At 36.4% G+C, this 22581-nt stretch carries 18 protein-coding genes; 9 read left to right on the top strand and 9 right to left on the bottom strand.

Translation table 11 applies throughout. The features are described 5' to 3' along the window. Position 1 precedes the first annotated feature (1 nt). Positions 2-295 (bottom strand): ribosome assembly RNA-binding protein YhbY, encoded by a 294-nt coding sequence (yhbY, locus tag AC5LWZ_RS02160; protein WP_065614154.1) that lies wholly within the window; start codon positions 293-295, stop codon positions 2-4. 98 nt (positions 296-393) lie between these two features. On the opposite strand from yhbY, the gene rlmE reads away from it, so the two are divergent. The 3 genes from rlmE (at position 394) to folP (ending at position 3968) form a co-directional block, all read left to right on the top strand. Beyond that, positions 394-1020 (top strand): 23S rRNA (uridine(2552)-2'-O)-methyltransferase RlmE, encoded by a 627-nt coding sequence (gene rlmE, locus AC5LWZ_RS02155; RefSeq protein WP_493463898.1) that lies wholly within the window; start codon positions 394-396, stop codon positions 1018-1020. A gap of 75 nt (positions 1021-1095) precedes the next feature. After that, positions 1096-2976: an ATP-dependent zinc metalloprotease FtsH gene (gene ftsH, locus AC5LWZ_RS02150; protein ID WP_370527386.1), complete on the top strand. Its 1881-nt coding sequence runs from the start codon at positions 1096-1098 to the stop codon at positions 2974-2976. Between the two features lie 152 nt (positions 2977-3128). Beyond that, positions 3129-3968 carry a dihydropteroate synthase gene (gene folP / locus AC5LWZ_RS02145; protein ID WP_110448626.1) on the top strand — a complete coding sequence of 280 codons (840 nt, stop codon included), beginning with the start codon at positions 3129-3131 and terminating at the stop codon, positions 3966-3968. A gap of 118 nt (positions 3969-4086) precedes the next feature. On the opposite strand, the gene AC5LWZ_RS02140 is transcribed toward folP, so the two are convergent. From AC5LWZ_RS02140 to rpiB, 3 genes are all read right to left on the bottom strand, one after another. Further along, positions 4087-5676: a PTS transporter subunit EIIC gene (locus AC5LWZ_RS02140; RefSeq protein WP_110448627.1), complete on the bottom strand. Its 1590-nt coding sequence runs from the start codon at positions 5674-5676 to the stop codon at positions 4087-4089. Positions 5677-5908: 232 nt separating this feature from the next. Then, positions 5909-6562, bottom strand: a complete 654-nt coding sequence (gene rpe / locus AC5LWZ_RS02135; RefSeq protein WP_110448628.1) for a ribulose-phosphate 3-epimerase — start codon at positions 6560-6562, stop codon at positions 5909-5911. Continuing rightward, entirely contained in the window at positions 6555-7007 is a 453-nt protein-coding gene (gene rpiB, locus AC5LWZ_RS02130) for a ribose 5-phosphate isomerase B (RefSeq protein ID WP_110448629.1), read from the bottom strand. Before rpiB ends, rpe begins: the two co-directional genes overlap by 8 nt. Before the next feature lie 171 nt (positions 7008-7178). On the opposite strand from rpiB, the gene AC5LWZ_RS02125 reads away from it, so the two are divergent. Continuing rightward, a complete protein-coding gene (locus AC5LWZ_RS02125; protein WP_110448630.1) occupies positions 7179-8072 on the top strand; it encodes an SIS domain-containing protein in 894 nt (297 codons plus the stop codon). 387 nt (positions 8073-8459) lie between these two features. Here AC5LWZ_RS02125 and ubiA read toward each other — a convergent pair whose 3' ends face one another. From ubiA to AC5LWZ_RS02100, 5 genes are all read right to left on the bottom strand, one after another. Beyond that, positions 8460-9290: a 4-hydroxybenzoate octaprenyltransferase gene (gene ubiA / locus AC5LWZ_RS02120; RefSeq protein ID WP_493463897.1), complete on the bottom strand. Its 831-nt coding sequence runs from the start codon at positions 9288-9290 to the stop codon at positions 8460-8462. 125 nt (positions 9291-9415) lie between these two features. Then, positions 9416-9973, bottom strand: a complete 558-nt coding sequence (locus AC5LWZ_RS02115) for a TorD/DmsD family molecular chaperone (RefSeq protein WP_493463896.1) — start codon at positions 9971-9973, stop codon at positions 9416-9418. A gap of 61 nt (positions 9974-10034) precedes the next feature. Beyond that, on the bottom strand, positions 10035-10874 hold the full coding sequence (locus AC5LWZ_RS02110; protein ID WP_493463895.1) for a dimethyl sulfoxide reductase anchor subunit family protein: 840 nt from the start codon (positions 10872-10874) through the stop codon (positions 10035-10037). A gap of 1 nt (position 10875) precedes the next feature. After that, positions 10876-11490: a DMSO/selenate family reductase complex B subunit gene (locus tag AC5LWZ_RS02105; protein WP_110448633.1), complete on the bottom strand. Its 615-nt coding sequence runs from the start codon at positions 11488-11490 to the stop codon at positions 10876-10878. Positions 11491-11509: 19 nt separating this feature from the next. Further along, positions 11510-13960 carry a DMSO/selenate family reductase complex A subunit gene (locus AC5LWZ_RS02100; RefSeq protein ID WP_198222648.1) on the bottom strand — a complete coding sequence of 817 codons (2451 nt, stop codon included), beginning with the start codon at positions 13958-13960 and terminating at the stop codon, positions 11510-11512. A 222-nt stretch (positions 13961-14182) separates the two neighbouring features. On the opposite strand from AC5LWZ_RS02100, the gene parE reads away from it, so the two are divergent. From parE to AC5LWZ_RS02075, 5 genes are all read left to right on the top strand, one after another. Further along, entirely contained in the window at positions 14183-16072 is a 1890-nt protein-coding gene (parE, locus tag AC5LWZ_RS02095; RefSeq protein WP_110448635.1) for a DNA topoisomerase IV subunit B, read from the top strand. 27 nt (positions 16073-16099) lie between these two features. Continuing rightward, the gene (parC, locus tag AC5LWZ_RS02090; RefSeq protein ID WP_065578182.1) at positions 16100-18328 is read left to right on the top strand and encodes a DNA topoisomerase IV subunit A; all 2229 of its coding nucleotides are present in this window, start codon (positions 16100-16102) and stop codon (positions 18326-18328) included. A 1-nt stretch (position 18329) separates the two neighbouring features. Continuing rightward, the gene (gene djlA / locus AC5LWZ_RS02085) at positions 18330-19175 is read left to right on the top strand and encodes a co-chaperone DjlA (protein ID WP_198222644.1); all 846 of its coding nucleotides are present in this window, start codon (positions 18330-18332) and stop codon (positions 19173-19175) included. A gap of 15 nt (positions 19176-19190) precedes the next feature. Then, the gene (locus AC5LWZ_RS02080) at positions 19191-20636 is read left to right on the top strand and encodes a TrkH family potassium uptake protein (RefSeq protein ID WP_110448645.1); all 1446 of its coding nucleotides are present in this window, start codon (positions 19191-19193) and stop codon (positions 20634-20636) included. A gap of 143 nt (positions 20637-20779) precedes the next feature. Then, complete coding sequence (locus tag AC5LWZ_RS02075; RefSeq protein ID WP_367274796.1) at positions 20780-22354, top strand: TerC family protein; 1575 nt, start codon at positions 20780-20782, stop codon at positions 22352-22354. Positions 22355-22581: the final 227 nt, after the last annotated feature.

Here is a 22581-nt window from a genome sequence, read left to right as displayed (position 1 = left end):
TTTATTTTGGTAGTGTAATTTTTTTATCTTCACTCGGTCTGTATATCGTAAAAATAGAACCCACCTGTTGAACTGCTAAAGCTTTGGTTTCGCGGATGATTGCTTCACAAATTAACTTTTTAGTTTCACGATCTTCAGCGGATACTTTAACTTTTATTAACTCATGGAAATTTAAGGCATTTTCAATTTCTGCTAGCACACCTTCGGTAAATCCATTAGCCCCAATCATCACTATCGGTTTTAAATGATGAGCTTCACTTTTTAAATACTGTTTTTGTTTATTCGATAAATTCATTAATTTTTTATCACATTAAGTTGTAATTTTGCTATTCTACCCTTATATATATTTGTAATCAATTGAAGTGACCTCATTACATTAAGGATTTATTCTCTGTGAGTAACAAAAAACGCTCAGCAAGCTCTACTCGTTGGCTTAATGAACATTTTAACGATCGTTTTGTGCAACAAGCACAAAAAAAAGGCCTGAGATCCAGAGCATGGTTTAAATTAGAAGAAATACAAAAAAGTGACAAATTATTCAAACCGGGAATTACTGTGGTGGATTTAGGCGCTGCGCCGGGAGGATGGTCACAATATGTTGCATCACTCATTGGAAATAAAGGACGAATTATTGCCTGTGATTTATTACCGATGGATCCCATCGTTGGCGTTGACTTTCTGCAAGGTGATTTTCGTGATGAAGCGGTATTAAATGCCCTACTTGAGCGAGTTGGTAAAGAAAAAGTACAAGTTGTTATGTCTGATATGGCACCAAATATGAGTGGACAACCTGCCGTTGATATACCAAGAGCTATGTATTTAGTTGAACTGGCATTAGATATGTGTAAAGACGTTCTTGCTCCAAATGGGAGTTTTATCGTTAAAGTATTCCAAGGCGAAGGTTTTGAAGAGTATCTAAAAACAGTAAGATCACTGTTTAAAACAGTCAAAATTCGTAAGCCTGAAGCTTCGCGAGCTAGGTCTCGAGAAGTATATATTGTAGCAATGGGGATGAAGTAGCCAGCCGTACAATTTTGTAGTACCATACTTGGTTAATTTTAGTCGTAACTATTAATTTTATGAGAGGTTTTTCTTTTGAACGACATGGTAAAGAATTTACTGATCTGGGGTGTTATCGCCGTCGTATTGATTGCTGTTTTCAGTCAATTCAGCTCAATATCCAATAGCGGCCCTCAAGTCGATTACACCAAATTTAATGCGGATGTAACGGGTGGCAAACTTAAAGAAGTGCATATAAATGGTCGCGAAATTGTTGCTACTACTAAAGGTAGCAATAGTTATGTTACCTATATACCTTATTTTGATGAAAAGTTAGTTGATAATTTGGTATTAAATGATGTTGCGGTCTATGGTAGCCCAGACGAAAAACCAAGCTTATTAGTTAACATTTTAATCTCTTGGTTCCCGATTATTTTACTACTTGGTTTCTGGTTCTTTATCATGCGCCAGATGCAAGGCGGTGGTAAAGGTGGGCCAATGTCGGTAGGCAAAAGTAAAGCTAAAATGTTAACACCTGACCAAGTTAAGACTAAATTTAGCGATGTTGCAGGTAGTGAAGAAGCGAAACAAGAAGTTACCGAAGTTGTCGATTTTTTAAGAGATCCTGGAAAATATCAAAAACTTGGTGGTCGTATTCCAAAAGGTATTTTAATGGTTGGGCCACCAGGTACCGGTAAAACATTACTAGCTAAAGCCATCGCTGGTGAAGCAAATGTTCCTTTCTTTAGTATTTCTGGTTCAGACTTTGTTGAAATGTTTGTTGGGGTGGGTGCTTCACGTGTTCGTGATCTATTTGAACAAGCACGTAAACATTCACCATGTATTATCTTTATTGATGAAATCGATGCTGTTGGACGTAAACGTGGTGCCGGCTCAATGGGTGGTCATGACGAACGTGAACAAACTCTTAACCAAATGTTAGTTGAAATGGATGGTTTCGAAGCTAATAGTGGCATTATCATTATTGCGGCAACCAACCGTGTTGATATTCTAGATCCAGCCTTACTTCGTCCTGGTCGTTTTGACCGCCAAGTACAAATTGGCTTACCGGATATGAAAGGTCGTGAACAAATTCTAGCAGTTCATGTGCAAAAAGTGCCACTTGGTTCTGATGTTAATTTATCGGTGCTTGCTCGTGGTACCCCAGGTTATTCTGGTGCAGAATTGGCAAACCTAGTCAATGAGGCAGCACTATTTGCAGCTCGTCGTAACAAACGTTTAGTCACTATGGACGAATTTGAAGAAGCTAAAGATAAGATCAATATGGGTACAGAGCGACGTTCGTTAACCATGACACAAGAGCAACTTATCTCAACCGCTTATCATGAAGCTGGACACGCCATTATTGGTTATTTAATGCCTGATCATGATCCAATCCATAAAGTAACTATCATCCCCCGTGGCCGAGCATTAGGGGTAACATTCTTCTTACCTGAAGGTGATCGGGTTAGTGAAAGCCGAGAAAAACTAGAAGGTGATATTGCCACACTATATGGTGGACGTCTTGCCGAAGAACTGATTTATGGTATTGATAAAGTTTCAACAGGAGCATCAAACGATATTAAAGTTGCCACTCAATATGCCAGAGCAATGGTTACCCAATGGGGCTTTTCTGATCGTTTAGGTCCGTTATTTTATGAAATGGATGATAATTCATCTTATGGACGACCAAAAGATATCTCTGATGAAACAGCGCGAATTATTGATGAAGAAGTTAAAAAAATTATCGATCGTAACTTTGAACGAGCACGTAAAATTTTAACTGAAAATATGGACGTACTTCATGCGATGAAAGATGCATTAATGAAATACGAAACCATTGGCGCAAAACAAGTTGCTGATTTGATTGCTCGTAGACCAATTACTGCTCCAGAAGATTGGACTGAAAGTGATGAACAAGCAGCAAAAGAGATACCAAATGAGGGAACAGACATACCACCTCAATCAGAAAATTAATTACGACTAAATCTAAAACGCGCTTCGGCGCGTTTTTTATCATCCAACAGCAATTAATTTTGTAAAATAATAAACCAGTACTAACAATCATACTTCAGCATTGCAACAGTGCAATTAGCATTAAAAATATTAATAAAATAAGGCCTAAAATCATGGAAATTCGTTTTCAAAATCACGTAATGGATCTCTCTTTTCCTCAAGTAATGGGAATTGTTAATATGACGCCAGATTCTTTTTCTGATGGCGGTAATTACAACAATCTTGATGATGCTATGCGGCGAGTTGATAATATGATTCAAGCTGGGGCAACCTTTATTGATGTTGGCGGAGAATCAACTCGACCTGGTGCTGCTGATGTTTCAACCAGTGAAGAACTTGATCGGGTTATACCGTTAGTGGAAAAAATTGCTCGTTATTTTGACGTTTGGATTTCAGTTGATACATCAAAACCAGAGGTCATCACAGAAGCGGCTAAAGCTGGTGCACATTTAATTAATGATATTCGGGCATTAACTTTACCTGGAGCATTACAAGCAGCACAAAAAACGGAATTACCAGTATGTATTATGCATATGCAAGGTGATCCCAAAACGATGCAAAATGCACCTCATTACCAACAAGATATCTATCAAGAAGTCGATTCATTTTTTACTGAACATATTCAACGATGTGTAACTGCTGACATTGCTCGGGAAAAAATCATCCTTGATCCAGGCTTCGGATTTGGCAAAACGTTAGCCCATAACTATCGTCTATTGGCTACACTGGAAAAATTCCATCACTTCAATTTGCCTATTTTGGTTGGCATGTCAAGAAAATCGATGGTCGGGCAAGTGCTAAATGTTCCCCCTAAAGAACGTGTATTAGGTAGTGTTTCTTGTGCAGTTATTGCAGCAATGAAAGGAGCGCAAATTATCCGTGTTCATGATGTCAAAGAAACCTTCGATGCCATGCGAATAGTGCAAGCCACATTAGCAGAACAATCATTTTAGTCTGTAGAATTTCTTCTTATTGTTATTTAAATAGCTAGCCGTTAAAGATTGTCTAAAACGGCTAACTATTTAGATTGGTTAAACTACTCCGAAATGAACGAGTAATACAAAAGTTATATTATTTTAGGGTTGCCATATATTCTTCTAAGTGTGATTTAATTACTGTCACATGAGGACCATAAATAACTTGAATACCTTGGCCATTAATAATTACACCTTTTGCTCCAGTTGATTTTAAAATATCTTTATCAACTAATTGATTATCATGTACAGAAATTCTCAATCTTGTGGCACAACAATCTACATAAGTAATGTTTTCTTTGCCACCTAATCCATCTAATATAATACTTGATAGCTCATTGTTATTTTTAGCTTTCTTCGCATTTTCAACATCTTTTTTGGTATATAATTTAGTTTCCTCGTTATCGTCTTCTCGACCTGGAGTTTTAAAATTAAATTTTTTGATCAAGTAACTAAATGTAAAGTAGTATATTGGGAACAATGGAAGACCAATCAGAATAACATTAACCCAATGTGTTTTACTATTTCCTTGTAAAACACCAAATAATACGAAATCAATTAAACTTCCAGAGAATGTTTGCCCTACACCAACATCGAAAATATGACAAAGCATAAAAGATAAACCAGCATACAAACAATGAATAAAGTAGAGTAAAGGACCAGCAAATAAGAAAGAAAACTCAATTGGTTCAGTAATCCCTGTCAAAATAGCCGTTAAAGTTGCAGAAACGAGTAGACCTAAGACCATTTTGCGATTTTGTGGTTTAGCAGTACGATAAATAGCCAATGCTGCACCAGGAATACCAAATAAATAAAATGGAAATTTACCAGCCATAAAGCGTGTGGCTTCAACTGAAAATTCAGTTGTATTAGGGCTAGCAAGTTGAGCAAAGAAAATATTTTGTGCTCCAGCAATAAGATTGCCATCAATCATTGCCGTACCACCAACTCCAGTCTGCCAGAATGGCATATAAAATACATGATGCAAACCAAATGGAATTAAAGCTCGCTCAATAAATCCATAAATAAATGTACCTGCATAGCCCGATTCATTGACTAATTTGCCTAATAATAAAATTCCATATTGGATAGAAGGCCAAATATAAAACATTAAAATACCGACAAATAAATAAACGAATGCTGTAACAATAGGAACAAAGCGCGAACCACCAAAGAATGATAAAATAGCAGGTAACTCAATTCGATAATACCGATTATGTAAAGCAGCGACACCTAATCCAACAATAACACCACCAAAAACGCCCATTTGTAGAGTCTGAATACCAACCGCATCACCTAAAGAACCATCTGGTAAGGCACCTTCTTTTAAAAGCCCTTTTAGCTCTAATAGCGCATGAATAGTTGAATGCATAATAAAAAAGCCAACCGCACCAGATATTGCTGCAACCTCTTTTTCTTGTTTTGCCATTCCCATTGCTACCCCAATAGCAAAAAGAATAGGCAGATTAGAAAATATTACACTACCCGCATTTTTCATGATGGTTAAAAAAGCATGTAACAAAGTTCCTTCGCCTAAAAAGCTTTGTAATCCATAGGACACAATTGTTGTTTCATTGGTAAATGACGCTCCAATACCTAACATTAACCCAGCCACAGGAAGAAGAGCAATAGGTAACATAAAAGAGCGACCAACCCGTTGCAATACACTAAAAAAAGTACTTTTCATTGTAGTTAACCCTATTTTTTATTAAAAGACACAGTGAACGCACCAAATAGTTCACAAAAATAATTTTATATGTAAACAAATTTAATTTAAAGAGATCTAGTTCACATAATTTTAATAAAAAATTAATTTATATGGCTTTATTGACGTAAAAACAACAAAAAATAGAGTATAAATTATCTATAATGTTTAATTTTGTGAATTAAGACCTTCATCGCAATAAAGGCCTTAAAAGTTAGGAGAGATTACGGAGTTCATTTAGCGTCTGTTTATAGGATTTATCTTTATTAAACAACCCAGCAGTTCCCAGTATAAAATATTCAACATAAGGCGATAGCTGTTCGATGATATTTGGGCTTATCGCACCATCAATGGCAATAGAAGTATTGAGATTTCTATCTTTAATCATATCACTTAATCGCTTTATTCTATCGATAGAGTTAGCGATAAAAGGTTGTCCGGCAAAACCTGGATTTACTGACATTATCAAAACAACATCAATTAGATCTAAAACATCTTCTAACACACATAATGGTGTACCTGGATTAATAGCAACGCCTACTTTCTTACCTGTTGATTTAATTTGATTTAGAGTTCGATGTATGTGGGTTAATGTTTCAACATGAACATAAATAATATCGCAGCCAAGTTGAGCAAATTTTTCTATATATGGTGATGGATTAGTTACCATTAAATGAACATCATAAGGAATTTTTGACAACTTACTCACCGCTTTAATATCTTCTATACCTAATGCGAAATTAGGTACAAAATTACCGTCCATCACATCAATGTGAAACATGTCTACACCAGATTCTTCTAATGACTTCAATTCAACTTCTAACTTGGAAAAGTCAACACACATAAGCGAAGGACAAAATTTACTCATGAAATTCTCCTTTTTGAATAGCATCGATTTGATCTATTCTATTTTGATGACGGCCGCCTTCAAATTTCGCCATTAACCATTGTTCAACAATCATTTTTGCAAGTTCACTCCCCACTACACGGGAACCAAAAGCAAGAATATTAGTATTATTATGTTCACGTGATAATTTTGCAGAATAAGGATCACTACAAACAACCGCTCTTATTCCTGAACATTTATTTGCCGCAATTGAAATACCAATACCAGTGCCACATATTAATATTCCTAAATCGGCTTCTTTTGAATTGACAGCCCTTGCCACTTTATTGGCATAAATCGGATAATCGGTTCTTTCTGTTGATGGCGCACCAAGATCAATCACTGTAATATTCTTAGTCTCCAAATAATCAATGATATCTTTTCTTAAAATATATCCAACATGATCATAACCAATTGCAATTTTCATATATTCCCACCTCGCTGACTAAAAAAAACACAATTTACTTCACGCTCAAAAATATTAACGTTAATTTATTTTTTTGTAAAGTTATAGGAAGAAATAAAAAAATCTTTTTTTACAATGTGCTTAAATTGAAATTGGGTTAAAATTACCCGAAAAATGTTATGGAGAGAAACCATGAAACAAACACATGATCCAGAAAATTCTAATGCTTTAGCAATTGGAGCAATGATTCGTATTTCACTTTCTAGTTTAAGTAATACTGAACAACGAATTATTGAATGGATGATGACTAAAGGAAATTTAAAGCCTAGAACAAGTATTAAAGAAGTGGCAGAAGAATTATCCGTTTCAGAACCATTATTAGTAAAAGTATCTAAAAAATTAGGTTACTCTGGTTTTAGAGAAATTCGAAAAGCATTACTTTCTTATTTTGATGCGCTACCTTTCGATAAAGAACAAGAACTATCTGAAAAAGATAATGTCGAAAATATTATTGAAAAAGTTTTTAATAACTCAGTACAAGCTTTAAAAGAAGCCCAATCTATTGTTGATGCTAAAATAATATCAAAAGCAGCAGAATGGATTTTTCATGCTAACCGTATCGTTATTCTTGGTGTCGGCGGTTCAGCTATTGTTGGTCAGGATTTTGAACATAAATTATTGAGAATTGGGATTCACAGCCATACTTATAGTGATCACCATTTGATGGTAATGGTGGCGAGTCAATTAAAAGAAAACGATGTAGTTATTGCAATATCTCAATCAGGAAATACAGCGGAAATATGTAATGCAATATTGGTTGCGAAAAAGAATAAAGCTAAGATTATTTGTATTACTAATAATCATCAATCTGAACTAGCTGAAATTTCCGACTTATCTATCTTTAGTCCAGCTAAAAATGGTCCATTACTAGGGCAAAATGCTGCAGCTCGAATTATCCAACTAACTTTATTAGATACATTATTTATCGCAATTGTGGTCTTAGATCACGAAAAATCAAAAGTTCATTTAGAACGTAGTATTGATGTAGTAAAACCATTACATAAAAATGCACAATATATTGAATAATATTATTTTTAATTAAATATAAAAGTTGAGTTATCAAAAACGCCTTTCCTCAAAATTTTTAATTGTGGTTAAAATATGTAAAAAATATTAAGGAATCTATACCATTAACTTGCAAATAATATTTCTGTTTTATTACTAGCAATCGAATAACCTTAAAGGTAGGCAAATGCCTACTTTACCTATATTACAATAGTATTCCGCTTACTAATAAGGCTAGCGCATTAAATTTAATAATTTAAACAGTTGAGAATAATCTTGTAAAAAATATTGAGGAGTCTATACCACCATTTTACTTTTTTACTAAGCAACGCTTTTACAATTTAAGATATATCGTTTAAAGTGATTAATGTTCGCGATGAAAGTTAAATAATGATGGTAAATGTGTTTTTAACTAACCAAGATCGCTATAAATATAAACAATCCTATATAATTATTATTCATAAACGCTTTAAAACAATTGCTTCTATCACGGTCTTTGATTAACCATTGTTGATAAATAAATAGCAATAAGGCGATGATTAAACCAATATAATAAAATTGCTGAAAATGATTGTTTATGCCGATCAATGTCAGGCAAACTAAGGTTATGATTTGCAGTAATCCAATAATAAACTTGTCATAGTCACCAAATAGGATAGCAGTGGACTTGATGCCTATTTTAAGATCATCATCGCGATCGACCATAGCATATTCGGTATCATAAGCTATTGTCCAACATACATTAGCTAGACACAGAAACCAACAAGTTATCGGAAATTGAGCTATTGTTGCCGCATAGGCCATTGGAATTCCCCAGCTAAAGGCAATGCCTAAAGTCACCTGAGGTAAATGTGTGTAACGTTTCATAAATGGATAAAGCATTGCCGTGATTAATGCAAAACCAGCCATTAACCAAGTTAATTTATCCAAAGTAAGCAATAAACCAAGCGCAATAAGCAGTAATACGAATAAAGTGTATAAGGCATTTTTTTCGCTCAATGCACCACGGGCGAGAGGACGATTCTTAGTACGTTCGACTTTACCATCAAAATGCCGATCAGCGTAATCATTAACCACACAGCCAGCTGAGCGCATAACAATCACACCAACAACAAACACAACAACAACATGAACAGATGGCGTAGATGTAGCAAGCCAAATCGCCCACAATGTTGGCCAAAGTAGCAGTAAGGAACCAATTGGCTTGTCTAATCGCATCAGTTGTAAATAAGCTAACATAGGTTGTCATTGTCCCGAATCATAATAGGTGGATTATACCTGTTCGTTAAAAAGCTGCAAACAACAGCTATCAATGCATATTTTGACTTAAATAAGTGAGCGCTTTATTTGCTATATAATCAGAGTTATACCATTTGTAAATATTGTTCAGCAATAATCGCTAATGCTTGATAAAATAGACTGACTTGATTTTGTTTTACGCAATCCAAATACATTGGTGCCCAATTTAAAAGGTATTCGGTCATTAATTGCTGTGCAGCAGCAAATTGCTGCTTTTCTAGTAGTATCGCATATGCCATTAACATCAATCCAAACTGATCTTCTGGCTCATTCATACCCGTATCAAGAGTCAACCCTTGCTGCTGTAAAAATTCCCGATAGCGTTCTTGTGATTCACCCATTAGTAGTTTTTCTTGATCTAAATAGACTGAACCCCATGGTGGCGCCGACATAATGCCTTGCCCTTCAAATAATAGTGAGAATTGATATTCTATTTCTGCATGCTGTATCTGAGTACTCAAGATTTGGCATTGTTCAGTTACTAATTGTTGGTTTGGCCACTTTGCTAACTGATCTAGCTGTAATAATCCATCAATTAAACCAGTGACTTGTTTACTGGTAGGCGGATAATAAAAAAAAGCGCCTAATAATTTCGCCAACGTGATAGAAGTCAGGTTATCCAAATTATTCAATCCTATATTGATTAGCCAATTAATTATGCCATTACCATCAATTACCGCACAATTAAACGGTTATCATCCACAAATTATAAAAAGTGATACGTCCGCAAATTTCTGCGATAAATACGCCAATAAAAGCCAATAGATAAATCATTACCTGATGTTGCTTTCTTAAAATCGCAAATAAAACCAATGTGATAGAAATAATTAATAATGCGCACTGTGCTATTATCCAGCAATATTGATTAGAGGTTAAGTCTGGAGCAATTTCACTCATTAACTTTAAGTAAGGCATTTTTAATAGCAGAATCAGTAAACTACCAATAAAAAAAGCGCAATAACCTGCTCGATATAGTCCTAACCAAGTAACAGCAATTCCTCCCAATACCAACATCGCAGTATACATTTGTATCGCGGTATAACAACTATCCCACGTTTTTATTGTTGCTAACATATAGGTTAATACGATGGTCCAAACAAAAAATAGGCTTAAAATAACCAAGATCATCGCCAATAAATAGTTTAAATGTGGTATACGGTTAATTTTTTGGCATAGAGGTTTGATGATTTGTAATTTGGTACTATTTGGATAAAAGACAAAATAATTAAGCAATACAAAAGCAAATGTCATAGCAAATAATAAGCCAAAGGTAAAAATTTCATTACTCATTGGTGAACGGCCGATACCAAAAATCACATTGAATGCACGTAATGGTTGACCTAAATGAAATGAAGCAATCGCCATACCAATCGCCATGAAAATTAACGCTACTGCATTAATTTTTTGAGTGATAGCTAATTTGTTTTTTGAACGATAAACAAGATAAAACAAACTACTAAGTAAGATCATTCCTGCGGATAATTGTCCAAATATCGTAAAAAATACCAGTGGAAGTTCATGCATACTAGACCTCCTCAGGATTAAGCACTTTACCAAGCGAGTCACCCGATATTTTAGCTTGCGCATGTGGCTTTATCACAATACTTGGTTTGGTTAAATCTGAACTAGGTAATGGAGCAATATCGCACTCATCACCATAACGTTGACGCAAGGTATTAATGTCATCAAAATCTAAAGCGCGTTGAGGACAAGACTCAACACATACAGGTTTTAAACCTTGCGCTACACGTTCATAACAACCATCACATTTAGACATTACCTTTTTTTGATGATCATATTGTGGTGCACCGTAAGGGCAACGCATTTCACAATAGCGACAACCAATACACACATCTTGATTGACTACCACTAACCCATCTTCTTGGCGTTTATGCATAGCTCCTGTTGGGCAACCTTTTACACAGGTTGGCTCTTGACAATGATTACAAGAGATTGACAAATAATAGGTAAATGTATCATTTTGCCAACATCCATCTACTTGCTTCCATGTACCACCGCCATATTCATAAACACGGCGGAAATGGACACCAAGCGCATTATCTTTTTCATCTTTACAACTTACTTGGCAAGTTTTGCAACCAGTACATTTGGTAGAATTAATATAAAAACCATATTGCATTTGAACCATCTCCTTCCGATTAAGATGCCGACGGCATAGCTGCTATTGGTTTAACTTCAACCAAATTGGTATGCTGAGGATTAGATTTAGCAAGCACAGAGGGTCGTAAGGAGGTTAAACGATTAATGCAACCACCAATATCAATGCCAGCAGCATTAGTCTTGGCCCATAATCCTTGCGGAAGAGCGATAATTCCCGGTAGTATCCGTGGTGTCACTTTAGCTGGAATGTAAAGTCGACCGCGGTCATTATAAACTTCAACCAATTGACCATGCTTTATCTGTCTTTGTTCTGCGTCCACTGGATTAATCCAGAGACTACTAGCTACCGCTTCTCGCAGTTGCGGAAGATTACTATAACTTGAATGACAATGCCCTTTGATATGAAAACCGATTAATTGTAATGGATATTTCGCTTGTGTTTGCAGGTCTTCACTGCCCTCTATTGCCGGTAAATATGCCGGTATAGGATAAAGTTTATCATCGTCATCAAACTCCCATTCATTGGCAATTTTGGCTAATGCTTCTGAATAAATTTCGATTTTACCTGACGGCGTATTTAATGGATTTTTTATTGGATCATCGCGAAAAGCTTTTAATCCGATCTGTGCATCGCTATCAGCTAATTTACGATCAACAATCCCCATTCCATCTGTTTCAGCAAAAGTCGGTAAATTAGGATTGAGCTTACGCATTTTTTCATAACTATAAGCAATCCAATCATCTTGACTCCGACCTTCAGTAAATTTATCTTTAACTGCCATTTTTGCTGACAATTCTGTCAAAACCTCATAAGCAGGACGATTTTCCCAAAGTGGTTTTATTGCTCGTTGCAAACGAATAAAATAATGATAAGCACCTGATGCATATGAATTATTGATTAAATCATTACTCTCTACAGATGAAACATCCGGTAACAGTAGATCAGCATATTTTGCTGAAGCAGTCATATGGGTATCCCAAACTAAAATAAATTCACATTTCGATTCGTCTTGTAAAATTTGGTGAGTCCGATTGAGATCGGCGTGTTGATTACCAATAACATTGCTAGCATAGCTCCAGATAAATTTAATACCCACATCTAATTTATCTTTACCTTTTATATAAGAATTTTTCGCAGTCATGCTTAACGGTTCATCAATTGCCTTCGTCCATAAAAAGAAAGGAATACTGGTTTTAACAGGGTTAACCATATTCAAGCCAGGCACAGGATAAGTTACGCTACCACCCCAAGTACCAATGTTAGTACCACGCTTACCAAACTGACCGGTGATAACCGGTAGGATCATAATCGCCCTTGTAGTATGCTCACCATTTTGCCAGCGCTGTGGCCCCCAACCTTGTGAAATCCATGCTGCTTTAGCATTAACAATATCTAATGCCAACTGCCGAATTTGTTTGGCTGGAATGCCGGTTTTTTTAGCTGCCCATTCAGGCGTTTTTGCGGTTCTGTCGTGCCCTAGTCCCAAAATATAAGATTTGTAATCGCTAAAAGGCGGAGCACTATCAGGTAATGTATCAGCATTCCAACCCACACAATATTGGTTAAGCATCGCCTCATCAACACGATCTTCTTCAAGCAACGCATAAATAATTGCAGCGACTAACGCAGCGTCAGTACCAGGAATAATCGGCAGCCACTCAGCATTATAACCAACGACACTTTCACTACGGCGTGGATCAATAATAATTACCCTTGCTTTACTTTGTGCTAATGCAGTATATAACTCAGCAACCTGCCCACCGCCCGACATTCTAGTTTCAGCAACATTATGTCCAAACATCACAACTAGATCAGAATGTTTGATTTGGTCTAGCAACGACTCTTTAGCATTACCATATATAAAAGGCTGAATAGCGGTGATCTGTCCACTTGAATAATCACCATGATAATTAAGGTGGCCACCGATACAACTTAAAAATCGCTTACAGGCATTACGACCTGAGATATTTGCCCCTGTCGTACCCGTACCATATTGGTAATAAATAGCTTCATTGCCATAGCGATTAATAGTGTATTTGAGTTTCTCTGCTAATAGATCGATAGCTTCGTCCCACGAGATGCGTTTAAATTTGCCTTCACCCCGTTTACCGATTCGTAGCATTGGATATTTTAGCCGTTCCGGATCATAAGTACGCCAACGCACAGCTCGTCCTCGCAGACAAGGACGGATTTGATGTTGACCAAAGATCGCATCATTAATCCCTTCTTCAGCAGATATTTTAGTAATAATATCGTTTTTAACATGTACTTTTAACGGGCAACGACTACCACAGTTAACTAAACATGCACTATAAAAAATCTTTTCTTGATTCGTTGGATTAGGTACCGAGGTGTTGGCAAGATCTGTCTCTGGCGAGGCATAAGCAAAAGGTAATTGTAAATCATTAGTTAATGCGGCCACACTACCGATTGCTAATGATTTTTGTAAAAAATCGCGCCGAGTTATCTGATTATCTGACTTGCTCATCCTATTCGCTTATTTATATTTGGCATGTCATTATCATAATACTACAGTTAAAATTATAAAACAGAAAAAAGACTAAAATCGAAATTAACTTAAAATAAATTAATGAAATAAGAATTATTATCAATAAAAAAATAGCTTTGCTTTTTATTATAAATTTAATTTCATGCATCTTAAGGAAAGATTGGTATAATAAGCCCATTTAATCGAATAAACAGAAAAGTTATGTCACAATCCACTTATAATGCAGTTGATATTGAGGTCTTAAAAGGGCTCGATCCTGTTCGTCATCGTCCTGGAATGTATACTGACACCGCTCGCCCCAATCATTTAGGGCAAGAGGTGATTGATAATAGTGTCGATGAGGCTATTGCTGGCCATGCTCGCCAAGTGAAAGTAACCCTTTATGAAGACAATTCACTTGAGGTTATTGATGATGGTCGAGGTATGCCTGTTGATATCCATCCTGAAGAAGGCGTACCGGCTATTGAACTATTACTTTGTCGCTTACATGCTGGTGGTAAGTTCTCCAACAAAAACTATCAATTTTCTGGTGGTTTACATGGGGTGGGTATCTCTGTTGTCAATGCCTTATCCAAACGCGTAGAAGTCACCGTAAACCGTGATGGACAAGTTTACCAAATCGCCTTTGAAAATGGTGATAAAGTTGAAGATTTACATGTAATTGGCACCTGTGGCCGACGAAATACTGGTACAAAAGTACGTTTTTGGCCGGATGAAAAATATTTTGATTCACCTCGCTTCTCAGTACCTCGCCTAACTCATTTGCTTAAAGCGAAAGCTGTACTTTGCCCGGGACTGGAAATCATTTTTAAAGACAAAATTAACAGTACTGAGCAACGCTGGTGTTATCAAGACGGTTTAAAAGATTATCTGATAGAGTCAGTTAGTGGTTACACACTATTACCGGAACAGCCATTTACTGGTAGCCATACAGGTGAAACAGAAGCGGTTGAATGGGCATTACTTTGGTTACCAGAAGGTGGTGAATTATTAACTGAAAGTTACGTTAACTTAATTCCTACTGTGCAAGGTGGCACCCATGTCAACGGTTTACGTCAAGGATTACTTGATGCCATGCGTGAATTTTGTGAGTTTCGTAATTTATTACCCCGCGGTTTAAAATTGACCGCCGATGATATTTGGGAACGCTGTGCCTATGTGTTATCAGTAAAAATGCAAGAACCGCAATTTGCTGGTCAGACCAAAGAACGTTTATCATCAAGACAAAGTGCAGCTTTTGTTTCAGCTATTGTTAAAGATGCATTTAGCCTGTGGTTGAATCAAAATGTACAAATTGCCGAATTACTTGCTGAGATGGTAATTTCCAGTGCTCAAAAACGCTTAAGAGCATCCAAAAAAGTCATCCGTAAAAAACTGACCAGTGGTCCGGCCTTACCGGGTAAATTGGCCGATTGTTCGTCACAAGATTTAAGTCGTACTGAACTATTTTTAGTCGAAGGTGATTCTGCAGGCGGGTCAGCTAAACAGGCTCGCGATCGTGAATATCAAGCAATTATGCCGTTGAAAGGTAAAATATTAAATACTTGGGAAGTCTCATCTGACGAAGTATTAGGATCGCAAGAAATTCATGATATTTCAGTAGCTATTGGTATTGATCCTGATAGTGATGATTTAAGTCAATTACGCTACGGTAAAATCTGTATTTTAGCCGATGCTGACTCAGATGGATTGCATATTGCCACGTTACTGTGCGCACTATTTGTTCGTCACTTTCGAGCCATGGTTGAACATGGACATATTTTTGTCGCCATGCCACCACTGTATCGTATCGATTTAGGCAAAGAAGTTCATTACGCCCTTGATGAAGAAGAAAAAGAAGGGATTTTAGATCAGCTTAAACGTAAAAAAGGTAAGCCAAATGTTCAACGTTTCAAAGGGTTGGGTGAAATGAATCCATTACAACTTCGCGAAACCACAATGGATCCTAACACCCGTAGATTAGTTCAGTTATCACTAGATAATGCCGAAGAAACAATGGCATTAATGGATATGTTACTGGCGAAAAAACGTGCCGAAGATCGCCGAGAATGGTTACAAGAAAAAGGTGACCAAGTTGAACTTGATGTCTAATATACAGAATAATTTAGAGGAACAATAATGAGTGAAATAACTCATGACGGAGTAGAAGTTCAGTCGCTACGAACATTTACCGAAAGCGCCTATTTAAACTACTCAATGTATGTCATTATGGATCGCGCATTGCCGTTTATTGGCGATGGCTTAAAACCAGTACAACGTCGCATTGTTTATGCAATGTCAGAATTAGGGCTAAATGCTCAAGCAAAATTTAAAAAATCAGCCCGTACTGTCGGTGACGTTTTAGGTAAATACCATCCTCATGGTGATAGTGCCTGTTATGAAGCAATGGTATTAATGGCGCAACCGTTTTCTTATCGATATCCATTAGTTGATGGGCAAGGAAACTGGGGGGCACCCGATGATCCGAAATCATTTGCTGCAATGCGTTATACCGAATCACGTCTATCAAAATATGCCGAATTATTGTTAGGTGAGTTAGGACAAGGCACTGTTGACTATACGCCAAATTTTGATGGTACATTACAAGAGCCAAAAATGTTGCCAGCTAGATTGCCGAATATCTTATTAAACGGTACTACCGGTATTGCGGTAGGTATGGCAACCGATATTCCACCTCATAACATTCGTGAAGTGGCGAATGCAGCTATTATGTTAGCTGATAATCCAAAAGCAACACTTAGCGAAGTGATGGAGCACATAAAAGGCCCTGACTTCCCAACAGAAGCAGAGATTATTACCTCTCCGGAAGATATCGCCAAAATTTATAAAACTGGCCGTGGCTCAATACGTATGCGAGCAGTTTGGAAAAAAGAAGATGGCGACATTGTTATTACTGATCTGCCACATCAAGTTTCTGGTGCTAAAATTTTAGAGCAAATTGCTAGCCAAATGCGCGCTAAAAAACTACCGTTAATTGAAGACTTACGTGACGAATCCGATCACGAAAATCCGACTCGTCTGGTTATTGTGCCACGTTCTAATCGTGTAGATCTAGAGCAAGTAATGAATCATCTATTTGCCACTACTGATCTAGAAAAAAGCTATCGTGTTAATATGAACATGATTGGACTAGATAATCGTCCATCTGTTAAAGGATTGGTTGAAATCCTAACTGAATGGTTAGAATATCGACGCATTACCGTAACCCGTCGCTTAAATTATCGCTTAGATAAAATACTAAAAAGACTACATATTTTAGATGGTTTATTAATTGCCTTCCTAAATATTGATGAAGTAATTGAAATCATTCGTCATGAAGATGACCCAAAAGCAGAATTAATTCAGAGATTTGCCTTAAGCGAAACACAAGCTGAAGCTATCTTAGAATTAAAACTCCGCCATTTAGCTAAACTAGAAGAAATTCGTATCAAAGGTGAACAAGCCGAACTGGCTAAAGAGCGAGATCAACTGCAAGCATTATTAGCTTCACCAAGAAAGTTAAGTAATTTAATCAAAAAAGAGCTACAAGCTGATGCTGAAAAATATGGTGATGAACGTCGTTCACCAATTGTCGAGCGCAGTGAAGCCAAAGCAATTACTGAACAAGAGTTAATCCCTTCTGAACCAGTTACAATCGTATTATCAGAAATGGGTTGGGTCAGAGCTGCTAAAGGCCATGATATCGATCCTGTAGGATTAAGTTATAAAGCAGGTGATAGTTTTAAAACCGCAGCAAAAGGTAAAAGTAATCAACCAGTGGTATTTATCGATTCAACTGGTCGCAGTTACGCTATTGAGCCAAGTACATTACCATCAGCTAGAGGACAAGGCGAACCTCTTACTGGTAAACTGGCATTACCAGCTGGAGCAACCATTGAACATGTATTGATGTCAGGCAATGAACAACAAAAATTCTTACTTGCATCGAGTGCTGGATACGGTTTTATCTGTCAATTTAATGATTTAATTGCCCGCAACCGTAATGGTAAAGCAGTGATTAATTTATCTAAAGATGCAGATGTATTAGCACCAATAGAGATTTTATCAGAAGAAAGCTTGCTGTTATCAATTACTAAAGCAGGAAGAATGCTGATATTCCCAGTAAAAGATTTACCAGAATTATCTAAAGGTAAAGGCAATAAAATTATTTCACTCTCTGGTAGCGATGATAGCCTAGCTTATATGATGTTGATAACACCAGAAACATCTATAACTCTATATGTTGGTAAACGCAAACTTACACTTTATCCAGCTGATTTACAAAAATTTAGAGCGGAGCGTGCTCGTAAAGGCACATCATTACCACGTGGATTGCAAAAAATAGATCGAATTGAGGTAAACGAATAATATGTCTTTGATCTGGTCCATTATTACCGGTTTAATACTGAGTTCAGTATTAAAATCTGGGTGGGGATTTATACTCGGATTATTTATTGGCCCAATGCTATATCAAGCATTTGGTAATAAATTGACTGAGAAAAGGACACAATCTAATCCAAACTTATACTTAACGGTTGTTTTTGAAGTATTAGGGCATTTAAGTAAAGCTAAAGGGGTTGTTACTCGTGATGATATTAATCTGGCTCGGCAAGTTATGGATCGTCTTCAACTTGATGCGACAAGTCGTCAATTAGCGCAAGAATCATTCAATCGTGGTAAAGCGAGTGATTACCCACTTCGATCACGATTAAGTGAGTTATATCACCAATATCGTTATCGACGTAATGTCTTAAATATCTTTTGCGAACAATTAATTCAAGCTGCTTTAGTTGATGGTCATTTAGATGACAAAGAATCGGAGATTCTTTTCATTGTTGCCGATGAGTTTCGTATTCCACGGCCGCAAATGGCAATATATATTCAAATGATGATGGGAAGCTTTCATTTCCGTCAAGAATATCAGTACAATCAACAAAACAGTCAACATCAATATCAACAAAATCATAATTATAATGGTTCCCAAAGCAGTACTAGGCAATCAGATTTAGCAAATGCTTATAAAATATTAGGAATAAATTCATCTGCTGAAATTTCTGAAATTAAAAGAGCCTATCGTAAATTAATGAATGAACATCATCCAGACAAATTGGTATCCAAAGGCTTACCAAAAGAGATGTTAGAAGCAGCCAAAAAGCGAGCACAAGAAATTCAAGCTGCTTACGATCTTATAAAATCATCACGTGGCTTTAAATAGAGATTACTATATATGATGCATTGGCGCTCGATTATAAGAATTATCGGTTTATTAATATCACTATTGTCAGTATTTATGTTAATACCTGCACTAGTGGCGTTAATATATCGTGACGGTGCTGGTGCTATTTTTGTTCGTTCATTTTTCGCAGCATTAATTTTAGGTGTGTTATTGTGGTTTCCTAATCGTCATCAACGCCATGAATTAAGTACTCGAGAAGGCTTTTTCATTGTTGTATTATTTTGGGTCGTTTTAGGCACTATTGGCGCATTCCCGTTCCTATTTGATAATCATATCAATCTTAATTTAACCACAGCTTTTTTTGAGTCTTTTTCTGGATTAACAACCACTGGCGCCACTACGATTGTCAATTTGGATCATTTACCCAAAGCGCTACTTTTCTATCGTCAAATGCTGCAATGGTTAGGCGGTATGGGGATCATCGTACTTGCGGTTGCAATTTTACCATTATTAGGAGTCGGGGGTATGCAGCTCTATCGTGCTGAAATTCCTGGTCCTCAAAAAGACAGTAAAATGCGACCACGTATTGCCGAAACAGCCAAAACACTTTGGTCGATTTACATTTTACTCACTACCTTATGTGCAATAAGTTTGTGGTGTGCTGGAATGGATATCTTTGATGCTATTTCACATAGCTTTTCAACGATATCAATGGGTGGTTTTTCTACCCACGATAACAATTTAGCTTATTTTAATAGTGCAACAATTAACTATATTGTTACCTTGTTCCTCATTTTGTCAGGATGTAATTTTGCTCTACATTTTGCTGCGTTAAATGGTATCTCAGTGAAAGTGTATTGGCGTGATCAAGAATTTAGAACCTTTATCTTTATTCTGCTTATCTTAATTATTATCTGCGCTTTAGTGATCTATATTTATCAGCCACAACGCCATCTTAGTGTCGACAAAATTGTTTTACAAGTCGTGTCTGTTTCAGCAACAGTAGGCTTTACCGTCGACGATATTAATACTTGGCCATCGTCATTACCCATCTTTTTATTATGTGCTTCGTTTATTGGTGGCTGTGCTGGTTCTACTGGTGGTGGACTAAAAGTTGTTCGGGTACTACTACTATTTATGCAAGGTTCACGAGAGTTAAAACGACTTATTCACCCTAATGCAATTTATACCTTAAAACTCAATAATCGTGTGGTACCAGAACGTATCATTGAAGCGGTATGGGGATTCTTTTCTGCCTATGCATTAGTATTTTTAGTGAGTTTGTTTATTATTATGGCAACAGGAATTGATGCAACTGACTCATTTTATATCGTTGCTTCATCGCTAAATAATTTAGGCGTTGGCCTTGGTAGTGTCAGTGATAATTTTGCTCATGTCAGTGATATGGTGAAATGGGTCATGGTCGTTGACATGTTATTTGGTCGACTAGAAATATTTACTTTATTAGTTTTATTCACGCCGACATTCTGGCGAAGTTAATTTTTACGCCTAATAAAGGCTTTTAATCAACAATTTTCCATAAAATAGTCAAAAAGTTAAATATTTTATTGATTATTTTGCTAATTACAGACAGAATTACTAAGCAGCATGTGCTGTGATCATTAGAGGTAATCACCTGACATATGGAATGGATCATGGATCCTACAATCTGGATTGGTTTATCCACTCTAGTTGTACTTGAAATCGTCCTTGGCATTGATAACATTGTTTTTATTGCCATTCTTGCGGAGAAACTTCCGCCTCAACAACGAGATAAAGCACGCATTACAGGCCTTGCTTTTGCATTAATAACCCGAATATTGTTATTAATGTTTACTGGCTGGTTAGTTACTCTCACCACCCCACTATTTTCTATATCAGGTATTAGTTTCAATGCTCGGCAATTAATTATGTTGCTTGGCGGAATATTTTTGCTGTTTAAAGCGACAATGGAACTCAATGAGCGTTTAGAAGGTGCATCACACGAGGATGGAAAACCGAAAAAAACCTCACATTTTTGGACTGTTGTTGCACAAATCGTGGTACTTGATGCCGTATTCTCACTTGATTCAGTCATTACTGCAGTGGGAATGGTTGACCATATACCCGTTATGATTATCGCAGTTTGTATCGCCATTGCGATTATGATGGTGGCAAGTAAACCATTAGCCTATTTTGTTAACTCCCATCCAACGATTGTTATTTTATGTTTAAGCTTTTTATTGATGATTGGCTTTAGTTTAGTTGCCGAAGGTTTCGGTTTTGTCATTCCCAAAGGCTATTTATATGCAGCTATCGGCTTCTCGATTATGATTGAATTCTTTAATCAACTAGCCATATTTAACCGTCGAAAAGCATTAAACAAAAAACCTCTACGCGAACGTACCGCCGAAGCTATTTTACATTTACTTAAAGGCGATGCTGAAGAAGATCCTGATAGCCATACCATTGATGTGGTATCTGATAATAATAAAAAAACTTCAGTATTTAATCATCAAGAATTAAACATGGTTGAGCGAGTATTAGGTTTAGCTCAACGTTCAGTAAGCAGTATCATGACATCTCGATTAGATGTTGATATGGTCAATATCAATGATGATCGAGAAGTAATATTAAAAGAAATTTTTGACAATCCTCATTCACGTTTAGTAGTGACTGATAATGCTTCAATTGATGAACCATTAGGTATCATTCAAGTTAATGATCTGTTAAAAGATATTTTACAAAATAAACAACCCTTTGATATTAATTCATTAATCAAACAACCATTAATTTTTCCTGAAACAGTATCTTTACTTGTAGCGCTGGAACAATTCAAAAAAGCCAAAACTCACTTTGCTTTTGTGGTTGATGAATTTGGATCAATGCAAGGTGTGGTGTCAGTGACCGATGTTATTGAAACCATTGCTGGTGACTTTCCAACTGAAGAAGAAGAGATCGATGCTAAACATGACATCCAATGTTTAGATGATAATAGTTGGATTGCAAATGGCTATATCCCAGTAGAAGAATTAGTAAGATTTGTACCGATTCCGATTGATGATAAGCGAGAATATCATACCCTTGCGGGATTATTGATGGAAAAAGCCCAACATCTACTCAATGTGGGTGAAACCATACAGATTGGTGACTATCTATTTGAAGTCGCCGAGATTGAAAGTCATCGGATTTTAAAAGTAAAAATAACTAAAAATAAATTAGATATTTTGGCTAACTAATCTATTGATAATCAGTATGTTATCCAGTGTACCATTAAATAGCTAAAAACTATGTTAGCGCTAAGTTATAAGCATAATTGATCACTAATAAAATGCTATTTGTTATTTAGAATAACGCTTGACCAAAATAAATTACTGGCAATAATAGCGCAGTGTTTTTACGTTTTTTAAAGATATGAAGTAATCACTTTATATCTTTTTTATTTTTACCGTAAATTCACTTCGGT

This window comes from Gilliamella sp. LMG 34362 (assembly GCF_984569125.1).
The sequence above is the reverse complement of the archived record's forward strand: the minus strand, read 5'-3'. Positions and strand labels throughout refer to the sequence as shown.

What these genes read in the sequence shown, in the direction of transcription:
- parC (WP_065578182.1), top strand. Translation starts at nt 16,100, where the DNA reads ATGAGTGAAATAACTCATGACGGAGTAGAAGTTCAGTCGCTACGAACA.
- AC5LWZ_RS02105 (WP_110448633.1), bottom strand. Translation starts at nt 11,490, where the DNA reads ATGCAATATGGTTTTTATATTAATTCTACCAAATGTACTGGTTGCAAA.
- ubiA (WP_493463897.1), bottom strand. Translation starts at nt 9,290, where the DNA reads ATGTTAGCTTATTTACAACTGATGCGATTAGACAAGCCAATTGGTTCC.
- folP (WP_110448626.1), top strand. Translation starts at nt 3,129, where the DNA reads ATGGAAATTCGTTTTCAAAATCACGTAATGGATCTCTCTTTTCCTCAA.
- yhbY (WP_065614154.1), bottom strand. Translation starts at nt 295, where the DNA reads ATGAATTTATCGAATAAACAAAAACAGTATTTAAAAAGTGAAGCTCAT.
- AC5LWZ_RS02125 (WP_110448630.1), top strand. Translation starts at nt 7,179, where the DNA reads ATGAAACAAACACATGATCCAGAAAATTCTAATGCTTTAGCAATTGGA.
- rpiB (WP_110448629.1), bottom strand. Translation starts at nt 7,007, where the DNA reads ATGAAAATTGCAATTGGTTATGATCATGTTGGATATATTTTAAGAAAA.
- AC5LWZ_RS02110 (WP_493463895.1), bottom strand. Translation starts at nt 10,874, where the DNA reads ATGCATGAACTTCCACTGGTATTTTTTACGATATTTGGACAATTATCC.
- parE (WP_110448635.1), top strand. Translation starts at nt 14,183, where the DNA reads ATGTCACAATCCACTTATAATGCAGTTGATATTGAGGTCTTAAAAGGG.
- AC5LWZ_RS02100 (WP_198222648.1), bottom strand. Translation starts at nt 13,960, where the DNA reads ATGAGCAAGTCAGATAATCAGATAACTCGGCGCGATTTTTTACAAAAA.
- AC5LWZ_RS02140 (WP_110448627.1), bottom strand. Translation starts at nt 5,676, where the DNA reads ATGAAAAGTACTTTTTTTAGTGTATTGCAACGGGTTGGTCGCTCTTTT.
- AC5LWZ_RS02075 (WP_367274796.1), top strand. Translation starts at nt 20,780, where the DNA reads ATGGAATGGATCATGGATCCTACAATCTGGATTGGTTTATCCACTCTA.
- AC5LWZ_RS02080 (WP_110448645.1), top strand. Translation starts at nt 19,191, where the DNA reads ATGCATTGGCGCTCGATTATAAGAATTATCGGTTTATTAATATCACTA.
- djlA (WP_198222644.1), top strand. Translation starts at nt 18,330, where the DNA reads ATGTCTTTGATCTGGTCCATTATTACCGGTTTAATACTGAGTTCAGTA.
- rpe (WP_110448628.1), bottom strand. Translation starts at nt 6,562, where the DNA reads ATGAGTAAATTTTGTCCTTCGCTTATGTGTGTTGACTTTTCCAAGTTA.